The 20,450-nt window shown below is 56.3% G+C and carries 19 protein-coding genes and 1 riboswitch; of the genes, 11 read left to right on the top strand and 8 right to left on the bottom strand.

Features of this window, described 5'->3' with window-relative positions; translation table 11 throughout:
* Positions 1 to 133 precede the first annotated feature (133 nt).
* On the top strand, positions 134 to 2,368 hold the full coding sequence (locus tag ACY1JZ_RS02400; protein WP_462627900.1) for a heavy metal translocating P-type ATPase: 2,235 nt from the start codon (positions 134 to 136) through the stop codon (positions 2,366 to 2,368).
* Between the two features lie 84 nt (positions 2,369 to 2,452).
* On the opposite strand, the gene ACY1JZ_RS02395 is transcribed toward ACY1JZ_RS02400, so the two are convergent.
* The 5 genes from ACY1JZ_RS02395 to ACY1JZ_RS02375 form a co-directional block, all read right to left on the bottom strand.
* Positions 2,453 to 2,815 (bottom strand): aminoacyl-tRNA hydrolase, encoded by a 363-nt coding sequence (locus ACY1JZ_RS02395; RefSeq protein ID WP_462627899.1) that lies wholly within the window; start codon positions 2,813 to 2,815, stop codon positions 2,453 to 2,455.
* 261 nt (positions 2,816 to 3,076) lie between these two features.
* Positions 3,077 to 3,787 carry an ABC transporter permease gene (locus ACY1JZ_RS02390; protein WP_462627898.1) on the bottom strand — a complete coding sequence of 237 codons (711 nt, stop codon included), beginning with the start codon at positions 3,785 to 3,787 and terminating at the stop codon, positions 3,077 to 3,079.
* Positions 3,788 to 3,790: 3 nt separating this feature from the next.
* On the bottom strand, positions 3,791 to 4,702 hold the full coding sequence (locus tag ACY1JZ_RS02385; RefSeq protein ID WP_462627897.1) for an ABC transporter ATP-binding protein: 912 nt from the start codon (positions 4,700 to 4,702) through the stop codon (positions 3,791 to 3,793).
* A gap of 105 nt (positions 4,703 to 4,807) precedes the next feature.
* A complete protein-coding gene (locus tag ACY1JZ_RS02380; RefSeq protein WP_462627896.1) occupies positions 4,808 to 5,746 on the bottom strand; it encodes a sensor histidine kinase in 939 nt (312 codons plus the stop codon).
* Complete coding sequence (locus ACY1JZ_RS02375) at positions 5,743 to 6,465, bottom strand: response regulator transcription factor (protein ID WP_462627895.1); 723 nt, start codon at positions 6,463 to 6,465, stop codon at positions 5,743 to 5,745. Before ACY1JZ_RS02375 ends, ACY1JZ_RS02380 begins: the two co-directional genes overlap by 4 nt.
* 360 nt (positions 6,466 to 6,825) lie before the next feature.
* Here ACY1JZ_RS02375 and cas5c point away from each other — a divergent pair, with 360 nt between their 5' ends.
* The gene (gene cas5c, locus ACY1JZ_RS02370; RefSeq protein WP_462627894.1) at positions 6,826 to 7,491 is read left to right on the top strand and encodes a type I-C CRISPR-associated protein Cas5c; all 666 of its coding nucleotides are present in this window, start codon (positions 6,826 to 6,828) and stop codon (positions 7,489 to 7,491) included.
* Positions 7,492 to 7,592: 101 nt separating this feature from the next.
* Here cas5c and ACY1JZ_RS02365 read toward each other — a convergent pair whose 3' ends face one another.
* Both ACY1JZ_RS02365 and ACY1JZ_RS02360 read right to left on the bottom strand, forming a co-directional pair.
* A complete protein-coding gene (locus tag ACY1JZ_RS02365) occupies positions 7,593 to 7,886 on the bottom strand; it encodes a YesK family protein (RefSeq protein WP_270168342.1) in 294 nt (97 codons plus the stop codon).
* Positions 7,887 to 8,168: 282 nt separating this feature from the next.
* On the bottom strand, positions 8,169 to 8,540 hold the full coding sequence (locus ACY1JZ_RS02360; RefSeq protein WP_462627893.1) for a hypothetical protein: 372 nt from the start codon (positions 8,538 to 8,540) through the stop codon (positions 8,169 to 8,171).
* A 182-nt stretch (positions 8,541 to 8,722) separates the two neighbouring features.
* On the opposite strand from ACY1JZ_RS02360, the gene ACY1JZ_RS02355 reads away from it, so the two are divergent.
* The 3 genes from ACY1JZ_RS02355 to ACY1JZ_RS02345 all read left to right on the top strand — a co-directional run bounded on the left by ACY1JZ_RS02355 (position 8,723) and on the right by ACY1JZ_RS02345 (position 13,092).
* Complete coding sequence (locus tag ACY1JZ_RS02355; RefSeq protein WP_462627892.1) at positions 8,723 to 9,607, top strand: YwmB family TATA-box binding protein; 885 nt, start codon at positions 8,723 to 8,725, stop codon at positions 9,605 to 9,607.
* A 191-nt stretch (positions 9,608 to 9,798) separates the two neighbouring features.
* Positions 9,799 to 11,355: a glucose-6-phosphate dehydrogenase gene (gene zwf, locus ACY1JZ_RS02350; protein WP_462627891.1), complete on the top strand. Its 1,557-nt coding sequence runs from the start codon at positions 9,799 to 9,801 to the stop codon at positions 11,353 to 11,355.
* A gap of 150 nt (positions 11,356 to 11,505) precedes the next feature.
* Positions 11,506 to 13,092 carry a peptide chain release factor 3 gene (locus tag ACY1JZ_RS02345; protein WP_462627890.1) on the top strand — a complete coding sequence of 529 codons (1,587 nt, stop codon included), beginning with the start codon at positions 11,506 to 11,508 and terminating at the stop codon, positions 13,090 to 13,092.
* 260 nt (positions 13,093 to 13,352) lie between these two features.
* Here the strand turns inward: ACY1JZ_RS02345 and ACY1JZ_RS02340 are convergent, their stop codons facing one another.
* Positions 13,353 to 13,721, bottom strand: a complete 369-nt coding sequence (locus tag ACY1JZ_RS02340) for a TM2 domain-containing protein (RefSeq protein ID WP_462627889.1) — start codon at positions 13,719 to 13,721, stop codon at positions 13,353 to 13,355.
* A gap of 292 nt (positions 13,722 to 14,013) precedes the next feature.
* On the opposite strand from ACY1JZ_RS02340, the gene ACY1JZ_RS02335 reads away from it, so the two are divergent.
* The 6 genes from ACY1JZ_RS02335 (at position 14,014) to purK (ending at position 20,444) form a co-directional block, all read left to right on the top strand.
* Entirely contained in the window at positions 14,014 to 15,030 is a 1,017-nt protein-coding gene (locus tag ACY1JZ_RS02335) for a LacI family DNA-binding transcriptional regulator (protein WP_462627888.1), read from the top strand.
* Between the two features lie 99 nt (positions 15,031 to 15,129).
* Complete coding sequence (locus tag ACY1JZ_RS02330) at positions 15,130 to 16,293, top strand: Gfo/Idh/MocA family protein (protein WP_270168354.1); 1,164 nt, start codon at positions 15,130 to 15,132, stop codon at positions 16,291 to 16,293.
* A gap of 31 nt (positions 16,294 to 16,324) precedes the next feature.
* Positions 16,325 to 17,050: a ThuA domain-containing protein gene (locus tag ACY1JZ_RS02325; protein ID WP_462627887.1), complete on the top strand. Its 726-nt coding sequence runs from the start codon at positions 16,325 to 16,327 to the stop codon at positions 17,048 to 17,050.
* 18 nt (positions 17,051 to 17,068) lie between these two features.
* Positions 17,069 to 18,157, top strand: coding sequence for a Gfo/Idh/MocA family protein (locus ACY1JZ_RS02320; RefSeq protein WP_462627886.1), 1,089 nt, complete (start codon positions 17,069 to 17,071; stop codon positions 18,155 to 18,157).
* Positions 18,158 to 18,451: 294 nt separating this feature from the next.
* Positions 18,452 to 18,553: riboswitch (purine riboswitch) on the top strand.
* A gap of 233 nt (positions 18,554 to 18,786) precedes the next feature.
* Positions 18,787 to 19,272 carry a 5-(carboxyamino)imidazole ribonucleotide mutase gene (gene purE, locus ACY1JZ_RS02315; protein WP_270168361.1) on the top strand — a complete coding sequence of 162 codons (486 nt, stop codon included), beginning with the start codon at positions 18,787 to 18,789 and terminating at the stop codon, positions 19,270 to 19,272.
* Positions 19,269 to 20,444, top strand: a complete 1,176-nt coding sequence (gene purK / locus ACY1JZ_RS02310; RefSeq protein ID WP_462627885.1) for a 5-(carboxyamino)imidazole ribonucleotide synthase — start codon at positions 19,269 to 19,271, stop codon at positions 20,442 to 20,444. Before purE ends, purK begins: the two co-directional genes overlap by 4 nt.
* Positions 20,445 to 20,450 lie beyond the last annotated feature (6 nt).

Raw genomic sequence — 20,450 nt, 5'->3', positions numbered from 1 at the left:
CCTTTTCAGTATGATAATCGGGCAACAGCTACAGAATAACAACAGTATACCGAAGAAATGGGGAACGAGAAAGGATATGCCTTTACATACATAAGGGGGGTATGGTATTATATGAGCAACAGAGGTGATATTGATGGAAAAAGAAGCTTATCGTTCGCATACAAGCGATCAGCAGGAGCAGTTGCAGATTACGGGAATGACCTGTGCTGCCTGTGCAACACGAATTGAGAAGGGCTTGAACCGGCTGGAGGGGGTGCGGTCGGCAGCGGTCAATCTGACCATGGAGACCGCGCATGTGGATTATGACGGCGATGCGCTGAGCGTAGACGATCTGATCCGCAAGGTGGAGCAGCTCGGCTATCAGGCAGCAGTGAAGTCCGACAAGCGCGAGGAGGAGGCTGCACGCAAGCGTGAGGAGCTATCGCGCCACAAGCGGCGATTGCTCGTATCGGCTGTACTGTCATTCCCGCTGCTGTGGGCGATGGTTAGCCATTTCTCATTTACATCCTGGATCTGGATGCCGGATATTCTGATGAATCCATGGCTCCAGTTGGTGCTGGCTGCTCCGGTTCAATTCGTAATCGGCAGTACCTTCTATATCGGCGCCTACAAGGCGCTGCGTAACGGGAGTGCCAATATGGATGTGCTGGTCGCACTCGGCACTTCGGCGGCCTTCTTCTACAGCTTATACCAATCGATCCTCAGCATTGGCAATCCGCATCATCATGCGGAGCTGTATTATGAGACCAGCGCCGTGTTGATTACGCTCATCCTGCTCGGCAAGCTGTTCGAGGTGCTGGCGAAGGGTCGTTCCTCCGAAGCAATTCGCCAGTTGATGTCGCTGCAGGCGAAGACGGCGCTCGTTATTCGAGAGGGACAGGAGCAGCACATTCCCATCGAGGAGGTCATGACTGGGGATAGGCTGATCGTGCGTCCAGGCGAGAAGATTCCGGTTGACGGCAAGGTCATTGAGGGCAGCTCCACGGTGGATGAATCGATGCTGACCGGAGAGAGTCTGCCCGTGTCCAAGCAGCCGGGAGGGCAGGTTATCGGCGCTACGCTCAATAAGAATGGACGGCTCGTCATGGAGGCGACGCGCGTCGGCAAGGATACGGCACTTGCGCAGATCATCCGGGTGGTTGAGGAGGCGCAGGGCTCCAAGGCTCCGATTCAGCGGATTGCCGATGTCATCTCGGGCATTTTTGTCCCGATCGTGGTCGGGATCGCGGTTGTGGTCTTTGCCCTCTGGTTTTTCTGGGTGGAGCAGGGCAATGTCGCCGGGGCACTGGAGAAGGCGATAGCTGTGCTGGTCATCGCTTGTCCGTGTGCGCTTGGACTGGCGACGCCAACGTCTATCATGGCCGGCTCCGGGCGTGCGGCTGAAGCGGGTATTCTGTTCAAGGGAGGCGAGCACCTTGAGGCAGCGCACAAAATTACAGCGGTTATGCTCGACAAGACCGGTACAGTGACGAAGGGCAAGCCGGAGCTGACAGATGTATGGGCAGCAGCGATGGAGGAAAGCCGCATGCTTCGGCTAGTAGGCGCGGCCGAGCGTGGTTCGGAGCATCCGCTGGCTGAGGCGATCGTAGCGGGCATTCGCAATCGAGGGCTGGAGCTGCCAGATGCTGCGGAATTCGAGGCGCTCCCAGGCTATGGAGTCGTGGCTGTAGTAGAGGGCAGTCGTGTAGCTGTCGGTACCCGGCGTCTGATGGAGCAAGAAGGCATCGACATCCAGGGCGCGCTGGCAAGGATGGAGCTGCTGGAGGCAGAGGGGAAGACGGCGATGCTGGTGGCAGTGGATGGAAGCTATGTCGGCCTGCTGGCTGTGGCGGATACGGTCAAGCCGACCTCAGCAGAAGCGATTCGCAAGCTGCATGAGGCTGGCCTGGAGGTGTATATGCTGACAGGGGACAACGAACGAACAGCCAGGGCGATTGCCGCCCAGGTAGGGATTGAGAAGGTCATCGCAGAGGTGCTGCCGGCAAGCAAGGCCGAGGAGGTCAAGCGGCTGCAGGAAGCAGGGTATAAGGTGGCGATGGTTGGCGATGGCATCAATGACGCCCCGGCGCTTGCGACAGCGGATCTCGGGATTGCCATCGGCACCGGAACCGATGTCGCGATGGAGGCGGCAGATGTTGCGTTGATGCAAGGTGATCTGAACAGTATCGTTGATGCGCTTGCCTTGAGCAGACGGACGATGGTCAATATTAAGCAGAATCTGTTCTGGGCGCTGGCTTACAATGTCATTGGCATTCCAGTTGCCGCTGTCGGCCTGCTGGCTCCGTGGCTTGCAGGCGCGGCGATGGCGCTCAGCTCGGTGTCCGTCGTGCTAAATGCGCTGCGGCTGCAGCGCGTCAAGCTGCGATAGAGCATATATTCCATAATACAGAAGCCTCCGCATCCACTGAAAGTGAGACGGAGGCTTCTGTTCGGAATAGAGGCAATACGTCAGCTATCGCTCCAGTAGTTCTGCGATATAGGCTGCAGCCTCCGAGTCCTGCATGAGCGGCAAGGCGACGACGGTGAGGGCAGGCTCCTCCTGCGTGCCCAACTGCCTGTCCCGGACGGATAGAAAGCCTTGCTCTGCCAGCTTCATCAGAGCATCGGCCGGGCAGCGGAGAACAGACTTAGGCTGTCCGTTCTCCAGCCATGTGCGGAACCGTTCCTGGTTCTGATCCTGATTATTGACCAGATAATGAAGAGTCAGCATCGTGGCTGCATGACCGACCTGCACAGCCGCGACGTTAGGCGGCATATTGAGCGCTTCATTGAGTACATAATATTGCGTCCAGTTCATTGCATCGTGTGACGTCATATTCCAATCTCCTTTGGATTCCTCGGATTTGGTCTCCCGGCAGTGGAAGCGCCTCGCGCTATTGCTTCGACATCGATGAGCGGGCAGTGTTCGCCGGCTGTAGAGCAGCCCCGCTACGGTTGCTGGCTGCTGTGATGATCTCGGACTGCCTGTCAATGCCTACATTCATAAATATCGAATGGCAGCGGGATTTATGACTTCGAATTGAACGAATGCATGTCAGGTCGCATGTTGCTTCATATGCATATGCTTATGCTATCTTCAGCTTATATCTGCTTCCTGTATGTTTCTTAGCGTAAACACAGCAGCCAGAATACCAACAATGGCTAATCCTAAGGGAAACAGAAAGATCTGGTTTAACGAGAAGCCGTTCGTATTGCCATTCATCAGCCCGCCGATGATGATCGCTGCGACGATCGTTTCGACTGTGGAATACTTGCGCATGCCGAAGTAGAGTGGAATCATGACGATACAGGCCGCGCACAATGCATTCCATGCCAGCTTTGCCAGCAGTGTCCACACGATGTTCATGGTTAGCTGCTCCGGGATAAAGTGAAAGTACTGCTCGGCAATGAACAGCAGCGTGCCCATAATCAGGCCGGTCAGCAAAATCATATTGAAGGTCCACAGGAAGACCAGCAGCAGCTTGGCCGTCATCATGCGGTAGCGGCTGACCGGGTAGGTGAACATCAGCGTCATGCTCTTATTACGGAATTCGGCGATGACGATGCGAGAGAGCAGGGTGGCGCCGTAGATGGTAAACGTAATATTCGCAAATGTTAATATGATGGAAAAGGCCATGCTGTAGCCATCAAATTCCGGGAGAGGCTCCCCGGGGTTGTCGCCGAACAGTTGCCGATCAAAATAAAACAGGGAGAACAAGCCGATCAGCACGATCCAGGCAATCCATACCCCTCGCGAAATAAGGGGCAGCTTGTGCTTGCGCAGCTCCAACCGCATGAGATGTAGCATCGGTTATTCTCCTCCTTGAATCAACTGAACAAAATATTGCTCCAGCGATTGGTTTTTTCTATGGATGGCGTGGATCGGCACCTCATGCATGATCAGTTGCTTAGACAGCTCAGTCTGTGGAATCATGGTCTCATAGATGCGAATACAGTCAGCAGTCACCCGGAAATTGAACAGGTTCAGATTATGCTCCAGCACATAGGCTGCCTTGGCCGGATCAGGCGTATGCAGCTCGATATATTCGGTATGCGCGCCGCGAATCTCGTGCATCGGGACCTCCTTCACCAGCCGCCCCTTATTCATGACACAGATCGTGTCGGCAATCTGCTCGATTTCCCCGAGGATATGCGAGGAGACGATAAGCGTCATCCCGTATTCCTTGCATAATCGATACAGCAGCTCACGCAGCTCACGGATGCCCATCGGGTCCAGTCCGTTAATCGGTTCATCGAGAATGAGCAGCTCCGGGCGGGTTACGATGGCGCGGGCGATGCCCAGTCTCTGCTTCATGCCGAGCGAGAATTCCTTGACCAGCCGACCCTGAGTATCCTGCAGGCGGACAAGCTCCAACGCCTCGCTGATCGCATTTTTATTGTAGTAGCCCATATACTCGCAATGCAGCTCCAGATTGGCTGTTGCGGTCAGCTTCTCGTAGAATACCGGATATTCGATGATGCTGCCGATACGCTTAAGATATTCGACAGAGCCTGGCTGCAGCCGTTCTCCGAACAGCTCAATCTCGCCGGCTGTCGGCCTAACCAGTGAGGTAAGCATCCGCATCAGCGTCGTCTTGCCAGCGCCGTTAGGCCCCAGCAGGCCGTATATTTCTCCTTGCCGCACACGAATATTCATCTGCGATACGATCTCGCGCCCCTCTATGACCTTCGTGAGCGCGGAGGTTTTTAGTAGAATGCTCAATTATGCTTGCTCCTCTCTAATTGTCCTGATGCTTCTATCATAAGGGAAGGGCTTTGCTTTACTCTTACACAATTCTTAATTAATTCTTACGGTCCCTATCCCAAGTCAGGACGGAACACGCTTCAGCTTCACACGAAAGACGGTCTCCTCATAAGGAAGGCTGTGCAGCTCAATCTGCCCCTCCATCATCTCAACGAGTCGTTTGGTGATGGTCAGGCCCAGCCCGCTTCCCTGATAAGCCATATTGCGTGAATCCTCCAATGTATACATCCTCTCAAATACAAGCTCCTGGTGGGGCTTGGCGATGCCCTTGCCGCGGTCCTTGACCTCAATGAAGACATCGTTGCCCTCTACCCGCAATGCAAGGCCTATCATTTTCCCTTCATACCCATACCGGATGGCATTGGACAGAAGGTTATTCAATATGCGTTCCAGTGCTTCCTCATTGCCTAGCGCATAGACGGGCAGCTCCGGGAGCTCAATCTGCACGTCTAGCTGCTGTGCTGCAAGGGTTTCGTAGAAGGCGAGGATGCTCCGTTCGCACACGTCATTCATCATGATGCGCGAGAGGGGCAGCTCCTTGTCAGCCGACTCCAGCACAGCCAGGTCAAAAAATCGGTTCATCAGCGCCAGCACCTCCTGCGCCTTGGCCTGCACCTTGTCCAGCATATAGCGTTGCTCCTCAGGGGGCATCGCTATATGCTGGCGCAAGGTCTCCGTGTACCCGACAACCACCGTCAGCGGTGTCTTCAAATCATGTGAGATGTTCGACAGCATCCGCTTGATCGCCAACTGGGAACGGGCGTAGTCGGCACGAGTCTCCTCGCTGCGCGCAAGCAGGTGGTTGATGCTGCCCAGCAGCTTGCGCAGAGCCGGATCAGGCGTGAGCAGTTGCAGCTTCTCTGTGTGCTGTGGGGAGACGGCGAGCTTGTCGAGGCGGGTAGCCATGATGCGCAGCAAGGAGGCTTGCTTGCGCGCGGCGACGAATTGCATCGCATTGAGCGCAGCCAGCAGCAGGATGGCGGCGAGCAGCGCAGTGATCATGACTGGAATTCCCCCAGCTTGTAGCCGATTCCCCAGAGTGTGCGAATATATTGGGGATGAGAGGGGTCATCCTCGATCTTCTCCCGCAGGCGCCGCATGTGGACATTGATGACATTCTCATCTCCATAGTAGTCGTCTTCCCAGATGCTCTGATAGATCTGCGCTTTGGTGAAGACGCGTTTAGGGTGGCTGGCGAACAGCTTCAATAGCTGAAATTCCTTGGCTGTCAGCCTGATTTCCTGCCCATTCTTGGTCACAGTGAAATTCTCCGGATCAATGGCTAATTCATGAATGTGTATTGTTGCAGGAGCGTCAGCGATGGCCGCCTGGCTTGGCCTGGAGTAGCTGGTGGCTCGCCGCAGCGCTGCCTTGACACGTGCGGTCAGCTCGATCATCGAGAATGGCTTGGCGATATAGTCGTCAGCGCCAAAGCCGAGGCCGAGTGCCTTGTCCACCTCGCTGCCCTTGGCGGACAGGATCAGTACCGGCACGGTGCTGTGCTCGCGAATGCGCTGCAGCAGCTCCATTCCACCCAGACGGGGGAGCATGATATCGAGCAGCACCAGATCATAAGAGGCGGCGGCGAACAAGGCGGCTGCTTCAGCCCCGTCCAATGCCTGTGTAATGTGAAATCCTTCATTTGTCAGATAGCGTCTGACCATCTCGCTGATCTCCGCATCATCTTCAACGAGCAGCAGCCGGGGAGCAGTCTGTTCCATCAGTGCCTTCATCCTTCCGGTTTCGTATGATCTATGACTATTATGGGAGAGCGGGCCCTGTTTGTACATATCTAAGAAATGATAAGTCATGTTCGTGGAGCTTTGTTCGTCAAGGCGGGAGAACCATTAGGCGCTTGAATTGGAAGTAAAATTGAGCTAGAAGATAAAAAAACAAGAGAGTATACGGGGAATACCGAGTAAATGCACGAAAATGCGACAAAATCCTATGATATTAGAGCTATTCTAGTAAAATCAAACTACACATATAGGCCTATAGAGAGTATACTAAAAGTGTGTATCCAAATTTGGAAAAGGGAGGGAGAATGATTGCGTTTTGTATAAGCAAAAGGAGGAGAATTGATGGGATATGGAATTCGACTGCTCGTCTGGGGAAGCTATGCTTGCTTTGCCCGTCCAGACAAGCAGGATGAGAAAGAGAGCTATGAAGTGATGCCGCCTTGTGCTGCAAGGGGCGTCTTGGAATCGATTCATTGGAAGCCTGCAATCCGATGGATTGTGGATCGAATTGAAGTGATTAATGAAATTCGCCTGGAGCGTGCAGAGCGACTCGAGCTAGGGACAGCGGAGGCAGCTACCCAGTTGAAGGAGCCGATGAGCTGCAAGCGTCCATTGCTGGCGCCGGTACTGACCGAGGAACGTGAGAAGACGAGCCTCCTGCTGCGCGATGTGAAGTATGTGATCCACGCGCACTTCGAGATGACGGCTCGTGCGGGAGAGCATGATCATCCAGAGAAGCACTATAATATCTTTTTGCGTCGTGCCCGCAAGAAGCAATGCTTCTATCATCCGTATCTGGGAAGCAGGGAGTTCCCGGCTTCTTATGTGTTGCTGGAGGATGATGAGGAGGCTCCGATCTCGTACTATAAACGAAAGCCGGAGCAGCATCTGGGTTCCCTGCTATGGGATCTGGATTTCAAGCAGCAAATGAAGCCGATGTATTTCCAGGCGGTGCTGAGGAACGGAGCCATCAACATTCCTGATCTGTTACAGAGAACTAGCAAATAGAACCGGCGGCAACACAGCAGGGGCTTGTCCCTTGTCCCTCCGTGTCCCGCCGGGGTTTATCCGTCGCATAAGTCGCATAAGTCGCGTATAGTTATCGTCCATTAATCGTTGTCCTTCTTCAGCTTCTCGCCAATGAGAGCCAGCAGGCCGATCATCGGTATCGCCAGCACACTGCCTAATCCGAGCGAGGCGCTGATAATCCCGATGCCCATCCCGCGGAAGCCGCTGATAAACATGCTGACAACGAACATCATAATGCTCAGAGAAAGTCCGGCTCCAGCAGGCATAAACAGGCGATACAGCGGATAAGGGGCGAATTTATACATAAAATGGGCAATCGTAAGCCAGATGATGGCTGTAATTGCGGATATAATCCAGAAGAACAAGCTGTCCATTACATGACCCCCTGATAAGAAATGGTTGGCTGCACGATGTTGGAGTGCGAAGCTGCCTCCAGTATATCATACCTGTCAGGCGGAGTTTGAACTTGAGAGCTGAACCCGATAGAATAATAGATAGGAAAGACACCAGGAAGCCCCAGCTAACGATGAATCTATTAGCTGGGGCTTCCTGCATTGCGCAGGTCTTCGCCTGTAAGCCAGCGGGTGCTGCCAGCTCCTGAGTCTTGCAGGCTATACAGCTCGCAACGGGTAATGCCGAGCGCAGCAGGGCTAAGGCTATACAAGGAGAAACAGAAAGGCGAGCAGCGCCAGATCCAGTCCGATCGGCGGGCCATATCGGCCAGGGTAACCATATGGCGGATAGTTATAGCCCGGATAGCCTCCCAACGCCGTCGTGCTCGCCTTGGAGGATTTCTGCGGTGTCTTGCGGCCAGGCTTGCGGCGGCGGGAGCGCAGTCGCGCCCCGGACGTATGATGAGGCTCCCCATCCCCCGGTGTCTCGTCCTCGGGGCCGTTCAGCACCAGACGACCGCCGCTGCAGGAGTGGAGCACGCCGATATAGTGATGTCCCTCCTGTGTGATCGCGCAGACGACACGACCGCGCAGCGGCGCCAATGTTTCTTCATTAAGTGGATAGACTCGTTCCATTGATTCAGGCACCTCCCTGAGAATTCTATGAGCAGTCTATGCAGGGCAGGGCAGATGCGTATAGTTATATACCCAGACCGGAGGCAGTTTTTTTGCAAGCTTCGCCTATTGCTGCCTGTCGGCATCAGGGAGGCCTGTTATGAGCTGCGAGTACAGGGACGACGGGTAAAAGGAGGTCTGCAATGCGACGTTCATTGCTGGAGGATCAGAGGGCGCAGAGAAGGTCAGGCAGCAAGCTGCTGCTATCGCTGCTCGCTGTGCTGGCGGCGGGAGTGACGCTGGCGGGGGTGCAGGGAATGATGAGGCAGGGCGAGGCAGGCTCGCCTCTGCTGCATGATGTGAAGACGGTGTGGCAATGGGTGGTGCCAGAGGCGCAGGGTGGCTCGGGGGATGTGGCCTGGTCGTTTCGTTGGGATGCCAGGCAGCCAGTTACGGGCGAACAGGCGGAGCGGCTGGCGTTGCTGCTGGATGCGAAGGAGGCAGATGATGCGGAGGGTGGTTCCAACTTGCAGCGGGTGTGGCGGAGCGACATGCAGCGCGAGGAGGGTACCGGCGGCGGTCGTCTGGCGATCTGGCATCACCTGGATGCGCAGCCGCAGGAGACGGGCAGCCGGGTAGCCGAAGCGGAGGATGGCAACGGGGAGGAGGTCGTGAGGCAGGCAGCAGAGGATGCCATGCAGCACAGCGAGGAGCCGACAGGCGGACTGGTTGTCCTGCTGGAGAGCATGGAGGGGGCAGACTATGAGGAGGTTGCGCCTTGGCTTGCCCGAATCGAGCAGTCGCTTGACCATAGCGGATTGCTAGCTGCGCCCAGCTTCTCCTTTCGCGCGGCGACAGGCCCGGAGGCGGCAGAACGGCTGGCGGAGGCAGCAGGCGCGACGCTGCTGGAGCGCTATAGCGACCGGAATACAGTGAGCGATACCTACTACAGCAGCAAGCTAAGGCTGAGTGCGCAGAGCGGGCAGCATAAGGTGAACCTGCAGTTGGCACTGCTCCTGGGGTCAACGGAAGGCGAGTATCGGCTGACAGGAGGCGTCCCGCTCATTACGGGGGAATACTTGCGATGAGCGTGCGGAGATTATTCGTATATCTGCCGCTATCTGTCTGCCAACCTTACATGGGCGGATACGATTCCGATTAATAATTGTTGAGGGAATCATTAGTTTTTTTTATAGATCAATGAATAGCGATTCAAGGTCATATATGCTACACTACATAACATGTAACCTATAAACTGACATAGGAGAGTATGCTGTACATGACAGATCAACATAAATCGGAAGCGCAAGCTGCTGCGGGCGCTGTATATTATTTGTTCGGAGCGACTGGAGATCTGGCTCGCCGCAAGCTGTTCCCGGCTCTGTTCAGCCTCTATAAGGAAGGAAAGCTGGCGGAGGACTTCGCGGTTGTCGGGCTGGCTCGCCGCGTGCGGACGGACGAGCAGTTCCAGGCCGAGGTCTATGAGTCGATTAAGGAGTTTTGCCGCTACAAATCCGACGATGCCGAGCTATGGAATCGGTTCGCTCAGCATTTCGTCTATATGCCGCTTGATATTAACGATGTGGAGAGCTTCCGCGAGCTGAGCCGCCTGACGGAGCGTCTGGATGAGCGCTTCGGCATTCCGGGCAACCGGCTGTTCTATCTGGCGCTGGCGCCGGAGCTCTTCGGACCAGTCTCCTTCAATCTGCGCGAGGGCGGCCTTCTGGAGAGCAGCGGCTGGCACCGCGTCGTCATCGAGAAGCCGTTCGGTTATGATCTGCCATCGGCCCAGAAGCTGAACGAGCAGATTAACCAGGTATTCAAGGAGGAGGAAATCTTCCGTATTGACCACTATCTCGGCAAGGAGATGGTTCAGAATATCGAGGTGATCCGCTTCGCGAACGCCTTCTTCGAGCCGCTCTGGAACAACAAGCATATCGCGAACATTCAGATTACGCTGTCGGAGACCGTTGGTGTTGAGGATCGCGGCGGCTACTACGATAAGTCTGGCGCGCTGCGCGACATGGGTCAGAACCATATGCTGCAGATGCTGACGATGATCGCAATGGAGCCCCCTAGCCGTCTGCATGGCGAGGATATCCGTGATGAGAAGGTCAAGGTGCTTCGCTCGCTGCGTCAATATGCAACGCATGGCGATGTGCGGGAGAATGTGGTGCGCGGTCAGTATTCTGAAGGTGTGCACAGAGGCAAGTCCTTGCCTGGTTACCGTCAGGAGGAATCGGTGTCAAGCGATTCCGTGACAGAGACGTATTTTGCTGCCAAGGTGCTCGTCGACAATTTCCGCTGGGCGGGCGTGCCTTTCTACATCCGTACAGGCAAACGGCTGCCGGTCAAGACGACTGAGGTGGTCATTGAGTTCAAAAATATGCCCGACAATGTTCTGTTTGGCAGCCGTCATAACCTGTCTCCGAATCTGCTGGTCATTCGCGTTAATCCGATGGAGGGCATCTACATCAAGATCAATGCGAAGCAGCCCGGCTCGGACTCGCAGATTCAGCCGGTGGCGATGGAGTTCTGCCAGAGCTGTCAGATCGGCATTAATACGCCGGAGGCTTACGAGCGGCTGATCTATGATGCTGCCCGCGGCGACTCCACATACTTCACCCGTTGGGACGAGGTGTCCCAGGCATGGGCGTTCGTCGACCAGATTGCTTCGGCATGGCGCGAGGATGCATCGGATGTACGGCCATACCCTGCCGGCTCCTGGGGGCCGACTGAGGCGAATGAGCTGCTCGCTCGCGATGGCTTCCGCTGGTGGCCGGTGAACGGTCAGGAAGAGGATAACGTGATCTGGGTGAGCAATACCGGGAAATAACGGTGGCGTAGTAAGCCTGCCGAATTGAATACGATGGCTTGCAAGGGCTGGGGAATCTTCAATATTGATGAAGAATCCCCAGCCTTGCAGCTTCATTTTGCTGTATAATGGGCGTAAGCTTATAATCTATGCAATGAAGGGACGGCAAGGATGAGTACGAAGCTAAAGGATGAGTTAAAGCACGAGGTGGAGCGGAGAAGAACCTTTGCGATCATCTCCCACCCCGATGCGGGAAAAACGACGCTAACCGAGAAACTGCTGCTATTCGGAGGCGCGATCAGGCTGGCAGGTACGGTCAAGGCGCGCAAGGCGAGCAAGCATGCGACCTCGGACTGGATGGAGATCGAGAAGCAGCGCGGCATCTCGGTCACCTCAAGCGTCATGCAATTCGATTATATGGGTCATCGCGTCAACATTCTGGATACACCAGGTCACCAGGACTTCAGTGAGGATACCTACCGGACGTTGACGGCTGCGGATAGTGCGGTCATGCTGATCGACGTAGCCAAAGGGGTGGAGGCGCAGACGATCAAGCTGTTCCAGGTATGCCGCAAGCGGGGCATCCCGATCTTCACCTTCATCAACAAGCTGGACCGCGAGGGACGCAGTCCGTTCGAGTTGATGGAGGAGCTGGAGCAGGTGCTGGGTATTCGCTCGGTACCGATGAACTGGCCGATTGGAATGGGACGCGAGCTGTGCGGTGTGTATGACCGGATGAATAGCCAGGTGGAGCTGTTCCAGGGCAATGATCATTCCAAAATTGAGGTTCGCAAGGTGGAGGATTATAACGATCCGATCATACGCGAGATGGCGGGCGACTTTCTCCATGATCAGTTGGCGGGCGAGCTGGAGCTGCTGGATGTAGCAGGTGACCCGTTCGACTATGAGAAGGTGCAGCGCGGCGAGCTGACGCCGATCTTCTTCGGCAGTGCGGTTAACAACTTCGGCGTGCAGACCTTCCTGGAGAACTTCCTGAAGCTGGCTCCTTCGCCGACACCGCGCCGCAGCATGGAGCGGCTCGTTGAACCGACGGAGGAGAAGTTCTCGGGCTATGTGTTCAAGATTCAGGCGAACATGAATCCGGCACACCGCGACCGGATCGCCTTCCTGCGCATCTGCTCCGGCCGATTCGAGCGCGGAATGAGTGTCAAGCATGTGCGTGTCGGCAAGGAGATCAAGCTGGCGCAGCCGCAGCAATTTCTCGCGCAGGATCGGGACATCGTCGAGTCCGCTTATCCAGGCGACATCATCGGCTTGTTCGACCCCGGCATATTCCGTATCGGCGATTCGCTGTCGCAGGGCGGCGAGCTGGTCTTTGACGAGCTGCCGACATTCTCTCCAGAGATATTTGCCAAGGTGACGGTCAAGAACGCGCTCAAGCACAAGCAATATCAAAAGGGCATCGACCAGTTGACCGAGGAGGGCACGATTCAGGTCTTCCATTCAACCAGCGGCTTTGATGAGATCATTCTGGGTGTGGTGGGACAACTGCAATTTGAAGTGTTCGAGCATCGGATGAAGGCGGAGTATGGGGTGGACGTTCTGCTGCACCGGATGACATACCAGTTCGCTCGCTGGCTGGTGGACGACAAGATCGATCCGTCCAAATTCCGCATCAACTCGGTGCTGGTGAAGGACAAGAAGGACAACTACGTAGCATTGTTCGAGAATGAATATGCAATGCGCACGGCGATGGAGAAAAACCAGACGACGAAGTTTCTGGAGACGGCTCCGTAAGAGCTGTCTCTCCTCACAGGCGGCAACAGTATGCTGAAAGTGAGCAATCTCGGAGGCAGGTGAACGGGCGAAGAGGCCTTTGCGTATGGCGGGTGCTCTCGAAGCCCGGATGATAGCAGGAACATACAAGGCTCCTGATGAGCGGCAGCTTGCGCTGTCCCGTCAGGGGCCTTGTTATGCGAGGATTGTAACACGTCAGCCGCGGCTCCGCCCATGACGGACTTCACCGCGCTGCCAAGCGGTCTATTGCGGCCTGCAGGCTAATGAACAAAGAAAGTGGGCTGCTCCACATAAAAAAGCCGGGATTGATACTGTCTACGTCGCTCCTCATTGAAGGCACTCACCCATTGATGCACATAGAAGGCATCTCTGATCCACCAGAGAAGGCTGGCAGGCAGGCCGATCAAGCTCATGGAGAGCAGCAATTGCACACAGGCTGATCCGTAACGCTTCGTATAAAATCGGTGTCCGCCGAATAGGCCGAGAAAATACCAGATGATATAGGCGGCTGCTCGTGTCTTACCCGGCTCACCCGGCGGGTCCTCAAGGTCGTCCGCATCTCTTGAAGCTACGACGGCATACCAGGGGGTGGAAGGGTAGAGGGCCGACAGTAGCTGCTCCTTGCTCACAGGCGCCACTCCTTTTTGTGCGAAGGTTACCAAGATTATAGAGAAAAATAACAAAAACAACAAGTTCACCATTGACATGTAACGGCTTTCATGTCATAATGTACGCGCGTACATTAAAATTGGTTTCAGTGGCAATAAAGAAGAGTTGTGACGGATTTCGGCTGGAGCAGAGCAGGTCAGGTCAGGACAGGACAGGTGTCCCGCTTCGGGGAGCTGGCATGAACGGCGGCAGGCCGAGGAATCCACGGCTCAAGAGAAGCAGGCAGGAGGAATTGGTATCGGCAGAAAAGAAGTGGCGAAGCTGGCCGGGGTGTCGGAGGCAACCGTCTCGCGGGTGCTCAACGGCATTGGTCCGGTTCGCGAGGAGACTAGGCGCAAGGTGCTGGCAGCGGCAGAGCAGCTCAGCTATGTGCCCAATATGCTGGCACAGCAGCTAGCCCGCAGGCGCAGCGGCAATCTGGGTGTGGTGCTTCCGTATGTGCCGAAGGTGCATCTGTTCTCGACCTATTATTTTGCCGAGATTCTGAGCGGCATTGGAGAGAGCGCGCGGCGCAGAGGATATAATCTGCTCATTATTCCCCTGTCGCAGACTGAAGAGCACCGCTATACGAATCTATATCAGATGCAAAAGGTGGATGCCTGCATTATGCTCGGCTCGCAGGATATGGGGAACGAGCGTGCAGCGTTGTCGAGATTGGCTGAGCAGCAGCATCCGTTCTGCCTCATTAACCAGCGCTTCGAGTCGGAGCCGTTCGTAACGGTGGAGGCTGATCATGTCGAGGGCGGCAGGCTGGCTACCGCTCACCTGCTGGATCAAGGCTGCCGCAGGCTGGCTTTCCTGAATGGCCCGTTGACGTACTCCAACAGCCGTGATCGGCTAAGCGGGTATCTGCAGGCGTTGGCAGCTCGCGGAGTGGAGCAGGATGATGCCTGGCTGCTTGGGGGCAACTACAGTCGCAAGAGCGGCTACCAGTATGCAGAGCTGCTGGCGGCGGCGATCCGTGACGGACGCATCGACGGCATCGTGGCGGCCAACGACAGGATGGCGCTTGGACTGCTGCAGGGACTGCGGGATCAAGGAATCGAGCCGGGGCGCGATGTAGCGCTGATCGGCTATGACGACTCCGAGTCTGCCCGCTTCACCGAGCCGCAGCTATCGTCCGTCGCGGTCCCTTTCTATGAGATGGGGGAGCAGGCGGCAGAATTATTACTCGCAGGGTTGAGCGGAGAGAAGGCGCAGGCTGTGCCTTCTAAGCTGGCGGTGCAGCTCGTGGAACGAGCCTCTACACTGCGCTTCAAGGCTGAATAGGGAAATCTGCGATGCTAGCAGAGACGTTGCTGCAGGCTGCGCCATTCACACAATCTGGCATGCGAATTTCATTAACATACCAAGGAGAGGTGTATGATCATGACAAATGTTCGTGTCGGCATGGTTGGCTATAAATTTATGGGGAAGGCGCATAGCAATGCGTATCGCGCATTGCCGATGTTTCTGCCGGATGTCCCGCACCCGGAGCTGAAGGCGATCTGTGGCCGCGACCCTCAGGGCGTCGAGCAGGCGCGCGCCCAATTCGGCTGGGAGAGCGCCGTCACCGACTGGCGGGAGCTGGTCGCACGCGACGACATCGACTTGATCGACATCAATGCGCCCAGCGATGCGCATAAGGAGATTGCGCTGGCGGCAGCGGCTAATGGCAAGCATATCTTCTGCGAGAAGCCGCTGGCGCTGACGCTGGCAGACTCCAAGGAAATGCATGAAGCAGCGGTCAAGGCGGGTGTGAAGCATATGGTGGGCTTCAACTACCGGTTTGCTCCGGCGGTACAGCTTGCGAAGAAGCTGGTGAGCGAGGGGCGCATCGGCAAAATCTATCATTATCGCGCCTGGTTTCTGCAGGACTGGATTATTGAGGAGGACTTCCCGCTCGTCTGGCGTCTGCAGAAGGAGATTGCAGGCTCCGGCTCGCACGGCGACCTCGGCGCTCACTGTATCGACCTTGCCCGCTTCCTGGTAGGCGAATTCCAGGAGGTCATCGGCATGAGCGAGACGTTCATCAAGCAGCGGCCGCTGCCGTCGGAGATGACCGGGCTGAGCGCCAAGGGCAGCAAGGATGCGCCGCTGGGCGAGGTGACGGTTGATGATGCGACCTTGTTCATGACCCGCTTCGAGAATGGTGCGCTCGGCAGCTTCGAGGCGACGCGCTTCGCGGCAGGGCATCGCTGTACGAATGCGTTCGAGATTAATGGCAGCAAGGGCAGCATCAAGTTTGATTTTGAACGGCTCAATGAACTGCAGGTGTACTTCACCGAGGATGATGCCGATGTGCAGGGCTTCCGCCGCGTGCTGGTGACTGACCCGCCGCATGCATATATGGAGGCGTGGTGGCCGCCTGGTCACACGATCGGTTACGAGCACACCTTTACCCATGAGATGCATGAGATGATGAGTGCCATTGCGGAGGATCGCCAGCCGGTGCCGAACTTTGAGGACGGGGTGAAATGCCAGGAGGTGCTGGAGGCGGTCGACCGTTCGATCGAGGAACGCAGATGGGTGCAGCTCAAGGAATTGCAATAACTACTATATAACGGAGGGCGGGGACAGCCAGATGAGAAAAGCGTTGATTGTGTGGGGCGGCTGGCTTGGGCATGAGCCGCAGCAGGTGGCGGATATTTTCGCAGAGGTGCTGAAGCAGGAGAATTTCGAGGTGGAAATATCGGATACGCTGCAGGCTTTCGCTGATGCCGAGAAGCTGAAGGGGCTGGATCTGATCATCCCGCTCTGGACGATGGGCAAGATCGAGCAGGAGCTTGTGAACAATGTATCGGCGGCTGTGCAGAGCGGTGTTGGTCTGGCAGGCTGCCATGGCGGCATGTGCGATGCGTTCCGCGAAAATGTCGACTGGCAGTTCATGACCGGCGGCAATTGGGTGGCGCATCCGGGGAATGATGGGGTGGAGTACGTCGTCAATATCAAGCAAAGCTCCAGTCCGCTCGTGGATGGCTTGCAGGATTTTACAGTCAAGACTGAGCAATATTATCTGCATGTTGATCCGGCGGTTGAGGTGCTGGCTACGACTCGCTTCCCGCTGGTCGATGGGCCGCATGTACTGAACAAGGCTGTCGATATGCCGGTTGCCTGGACGAAGCGTTGGGGCGTGGGCCGTGTATACTACAATTCGCTCGGACATGTCGCCAATATTATCGCTATGTCGGAAGTGAAAGAAATGATGCGCAGAGGGTTTCTGTGGGCAGCGGAGGGCAAGGAGCTCGCGGCACGCGCAGGAGCGTCAGCAGAAGCAGCTTATACAGGGATGGCGGATAACCAGTTGTAAGAAGGGACGATAGTAATCATGAACAAGATGAAGGTAGGCATCATCGGTTGCGGCAACATAAGCAAGATTTATTTCACGAATCTGCAAAAGTATGAGGAAGTTGAAGTCTATGCCTGCGCTGATCTGGATGTCAGCCGCGCAGAGGCGCGCGCCGCTGAATTCGGTGTGGGCAAGGCCTACTCTGTAGATGAGCTGATCGCCGATCCCGCTGTCGAGATTGTGGTCAATCTCACGATTCCGCAGGCGCATGCGGAGGTCTCGATCCGGGCTCTGGAGGCCGGCAAGCATGTCTATGTCGAGAAGCCGCTGGCTGTGACGCGTGAGGAAGCGCAGGCGATGCTGGATACGGCGAGCCGCAAGGGACTCCGGTTGGCAAGTGCGCCGGAGACCTTCCTGGGCGGCGGCATTCAGACCTGCCGCAAGCTGGTGGATGATGGAGCGATCGGAACACCGATCTCCATCTCCGGCTTTATGATCTGCGGCGGACACGAGAGCTGGCATCCTGACCCGGCGTTCTATTACAAGCGCGGCGGCGGGCCGATGTTTGACATGGGGCCGTACTACTTGACCGCCTTCGTCAATCTGCTGGGCCCGATGCGTCGCGTGACGGGTTCGGCTGTCATCTCGTACCCGGAACGCACGATTATGAGCGAGCCCAAGCGCGGTGAGGTGGTTCAGGTGGAGACGCCGACGCATATAGCGGGCGTCATCGATTTTGTAAGCGGCGCGGTGGGCACACTCATTACAAGCTTTGATGCGAAGGCGGGCTCGTCGCTCCCGAGCATCGAGCTGCATGGCAGTGCAGGCACGCTGTTGATCCCGGACCCGAACCTCTTCGGCGGCGAGGTCAAGCTGCGCCGTGCCGGCAGTTGGGAATGGGAGAAGATCGAGCTGACGCATAGCTATATCGACAATGATCGCGGCGTCGGCGTTGCGGATATGGCGCGTGCCATCCAGGCAGGGGAGCCGCATCGCGCCAGCGGCGAGCTGGCCTACCATGTGCTGGAGGCGATGCATGGCTTCCATGATGCGTCCGCGGAAGGGCGGCATTATGAGCTGCAGAGCCGCTGTGAGCGACCGGAGCCTATGACTCCTTTGTCTATCTGATAACTCGGCAATATACAAGCGGTGTGATTTAATCTCCGCCGAATCGGCGGCAATAGCATAAAAAGGCGAACTATAAATAACAAAATTATTTATAACGTTCGCCTTTTGGCGTTGACAAGGCTTGTGAGGATTGATAAACTAGAAGAGGTTTAAAACGTTGAATCAGCTTTTACTTTCAAGCAGTGGAGCTTGCTTGGCAACATTGCAAGAGACAATGGGAATCATGCTATAATAGATGAAGGGGATGGGCTTTCGGTTGCAAGTCGGCCGGGAGTGCAGTTTTCTGTCCTCCGCTTGTCGAAATTTGAAGTGTCTCGTATAAATTTGGGGATACGGCCCGAAAGTTTCTACCCGAAGACCATAAATTTTCGGACTACGAGCATCGTATAAGGAATAGGTTGTCCCGCAAGGGGCAGCCTTCTGCTGTCTTTATGGAAAGATAAAACGGCAGCAAGCGGGCAGCCTGCCTGTGCCGCATTCCTTCACATTGCTTGCTGTCCCTCAGCCTGTGCACACGAACATAGCGCATCTGGCTGGGTTTTTGTTGTTTATAACCGAAGCGTGGTCGCAGTAAGGTATAGCCTGCGGAGCCGCGCTTCCAAACTTAGATCAGAAAGTGGGATGGATGCATGTCTGCGAAGGTGGGCGTCATCATGGGCAGCAAGTCGGATTGGGAGACTATGAAGCTTGCCTGTGACGTTCTGGACGAGTTGGAGATTCCTTATGAGAAGAAGGTCGTGTCGGCGCATCGAACGCCGGACTTGATGTTTGAATACGCAGAAACGGCTGTACAGCGCGGATTGAAGGTGATTATCGCGGGTGCGGGCGGGGCTGCACATCTGCCGGGGATGGTCGCCGCGAAGACGACTTTGCCGGTTATTGGTGTTCCTGTGAAATCCTCTAACCTTAGCGGCATGGATTCGCTGCTCTCGATCGTGCAGATGCCGGCAGGCATCCCCGTTGCGACGGTAGCGATCGGCAATGCGGGCGGCTCCAATGCCGGGCTGCTGGCCGCGCAGATGCTGGGCGCGTTCGACCCGGAGGTGCAGGCGCGCGTGGAGGCTCGCCGTGAGCGGACGAAGCAGGCGGTTCTGGAAAGCAGTGAGACGCTATGAGCAGTCTGGAAGCGAGCAAGACCCCGCGCGTCATTCGCCCGGGCGCGACGATCGGTATCCTGGGGGGCGGGCAGCTCGGTCGCATGATGGCGCTGTCCGGCAGCAACATGGGCTATCGCTTTGTGGCGCTTGATCCGGCGCAGGATGCGCCATGCGGACAAGTAGCCGGTCAGATCGTGGCGGCATATGATGACCGCGAGGCAGCCAGGGAGCTGGCGCGCCGCTCGGATGTCATTACGTATGAATTCGAGAATGTCGACTCCGGCGTAGCGGCGATGCTGATGGAGGAATCCTATGTGCCGCAGGGCAGCGAGCTGCTCTATACGACCCAGCATCGCCTGCGCGAGAAGCGCGCTATCGAGGCGGCAGGTGTGAAGGTTGCGCCTTATGCCGAGATTGGCAGCGAGCAGGAGCTGCGCGAGGCGGTCATAAGGCTGGGGCTGCCGAGTGTGCTCAAGACGGCAACCGGCGGCTATGACGGCAAGGGTCAGTGGGTGCTGCGCTCCGAGGCGGACATTGCTCCTGCCTACGCCGAGCTGAGCCGTGCGGGCGTGGAGCTGGTGCTGGAGCAGTTCATCCGCTTCGACAAGGAGCTGTCGGTCATCGCGGCTCGCAGCCCGCTGGGCGAGATTCGCACCTTCCCGGTTGCCGAGAATATTCATGTCGACAATATATTGCATCTGTCGATCGTCCCGGCTCGCATCTCGCAGCAGGTGGAGGAGCAGGCTCGTGAGCTGGCGGTGAAGATAGCCAACGGATTGAATGCGGTCGGCCTGATCGCAGTCGAGATGTTCCTCACCGCAGACGGCGAGCTGTATGTGAATGAATTGGCGCCGCGTCCGCATAATAGCGGTCACTATACGATGGAGGCATGTCGCACGTCGCAATTCGAGCAGCATGTTCGCGCGGTGTGCAGTCTGCCGCTCGGCGATACGTCGCTGATGACGCCAGTGGTTATGGTGAATGTGCTGGGCGAGCATGTTGCGCCTGTGCTGGAGCGGTTCGCTGTGGCGGACGAGGCGGCGTCGCGGCTGGGTGTCGTGCCGAAGCTTCATCTGTATGGCAAGAGCGAGGCGAAGGTCAAGCGCAAGATGGGACATATCAATGTGCTGGCAGATGATGTGGACGCTGCGCTGGCCTGGATCGATGAAACGAATATATGGGGGGCTTGATATAGG

This window comes from Paenibacillus sp. J5, assembly GCF_054955055.1.
This window is presented reverse-complemented; position numbering and strand designations above follow the sequence as displayed.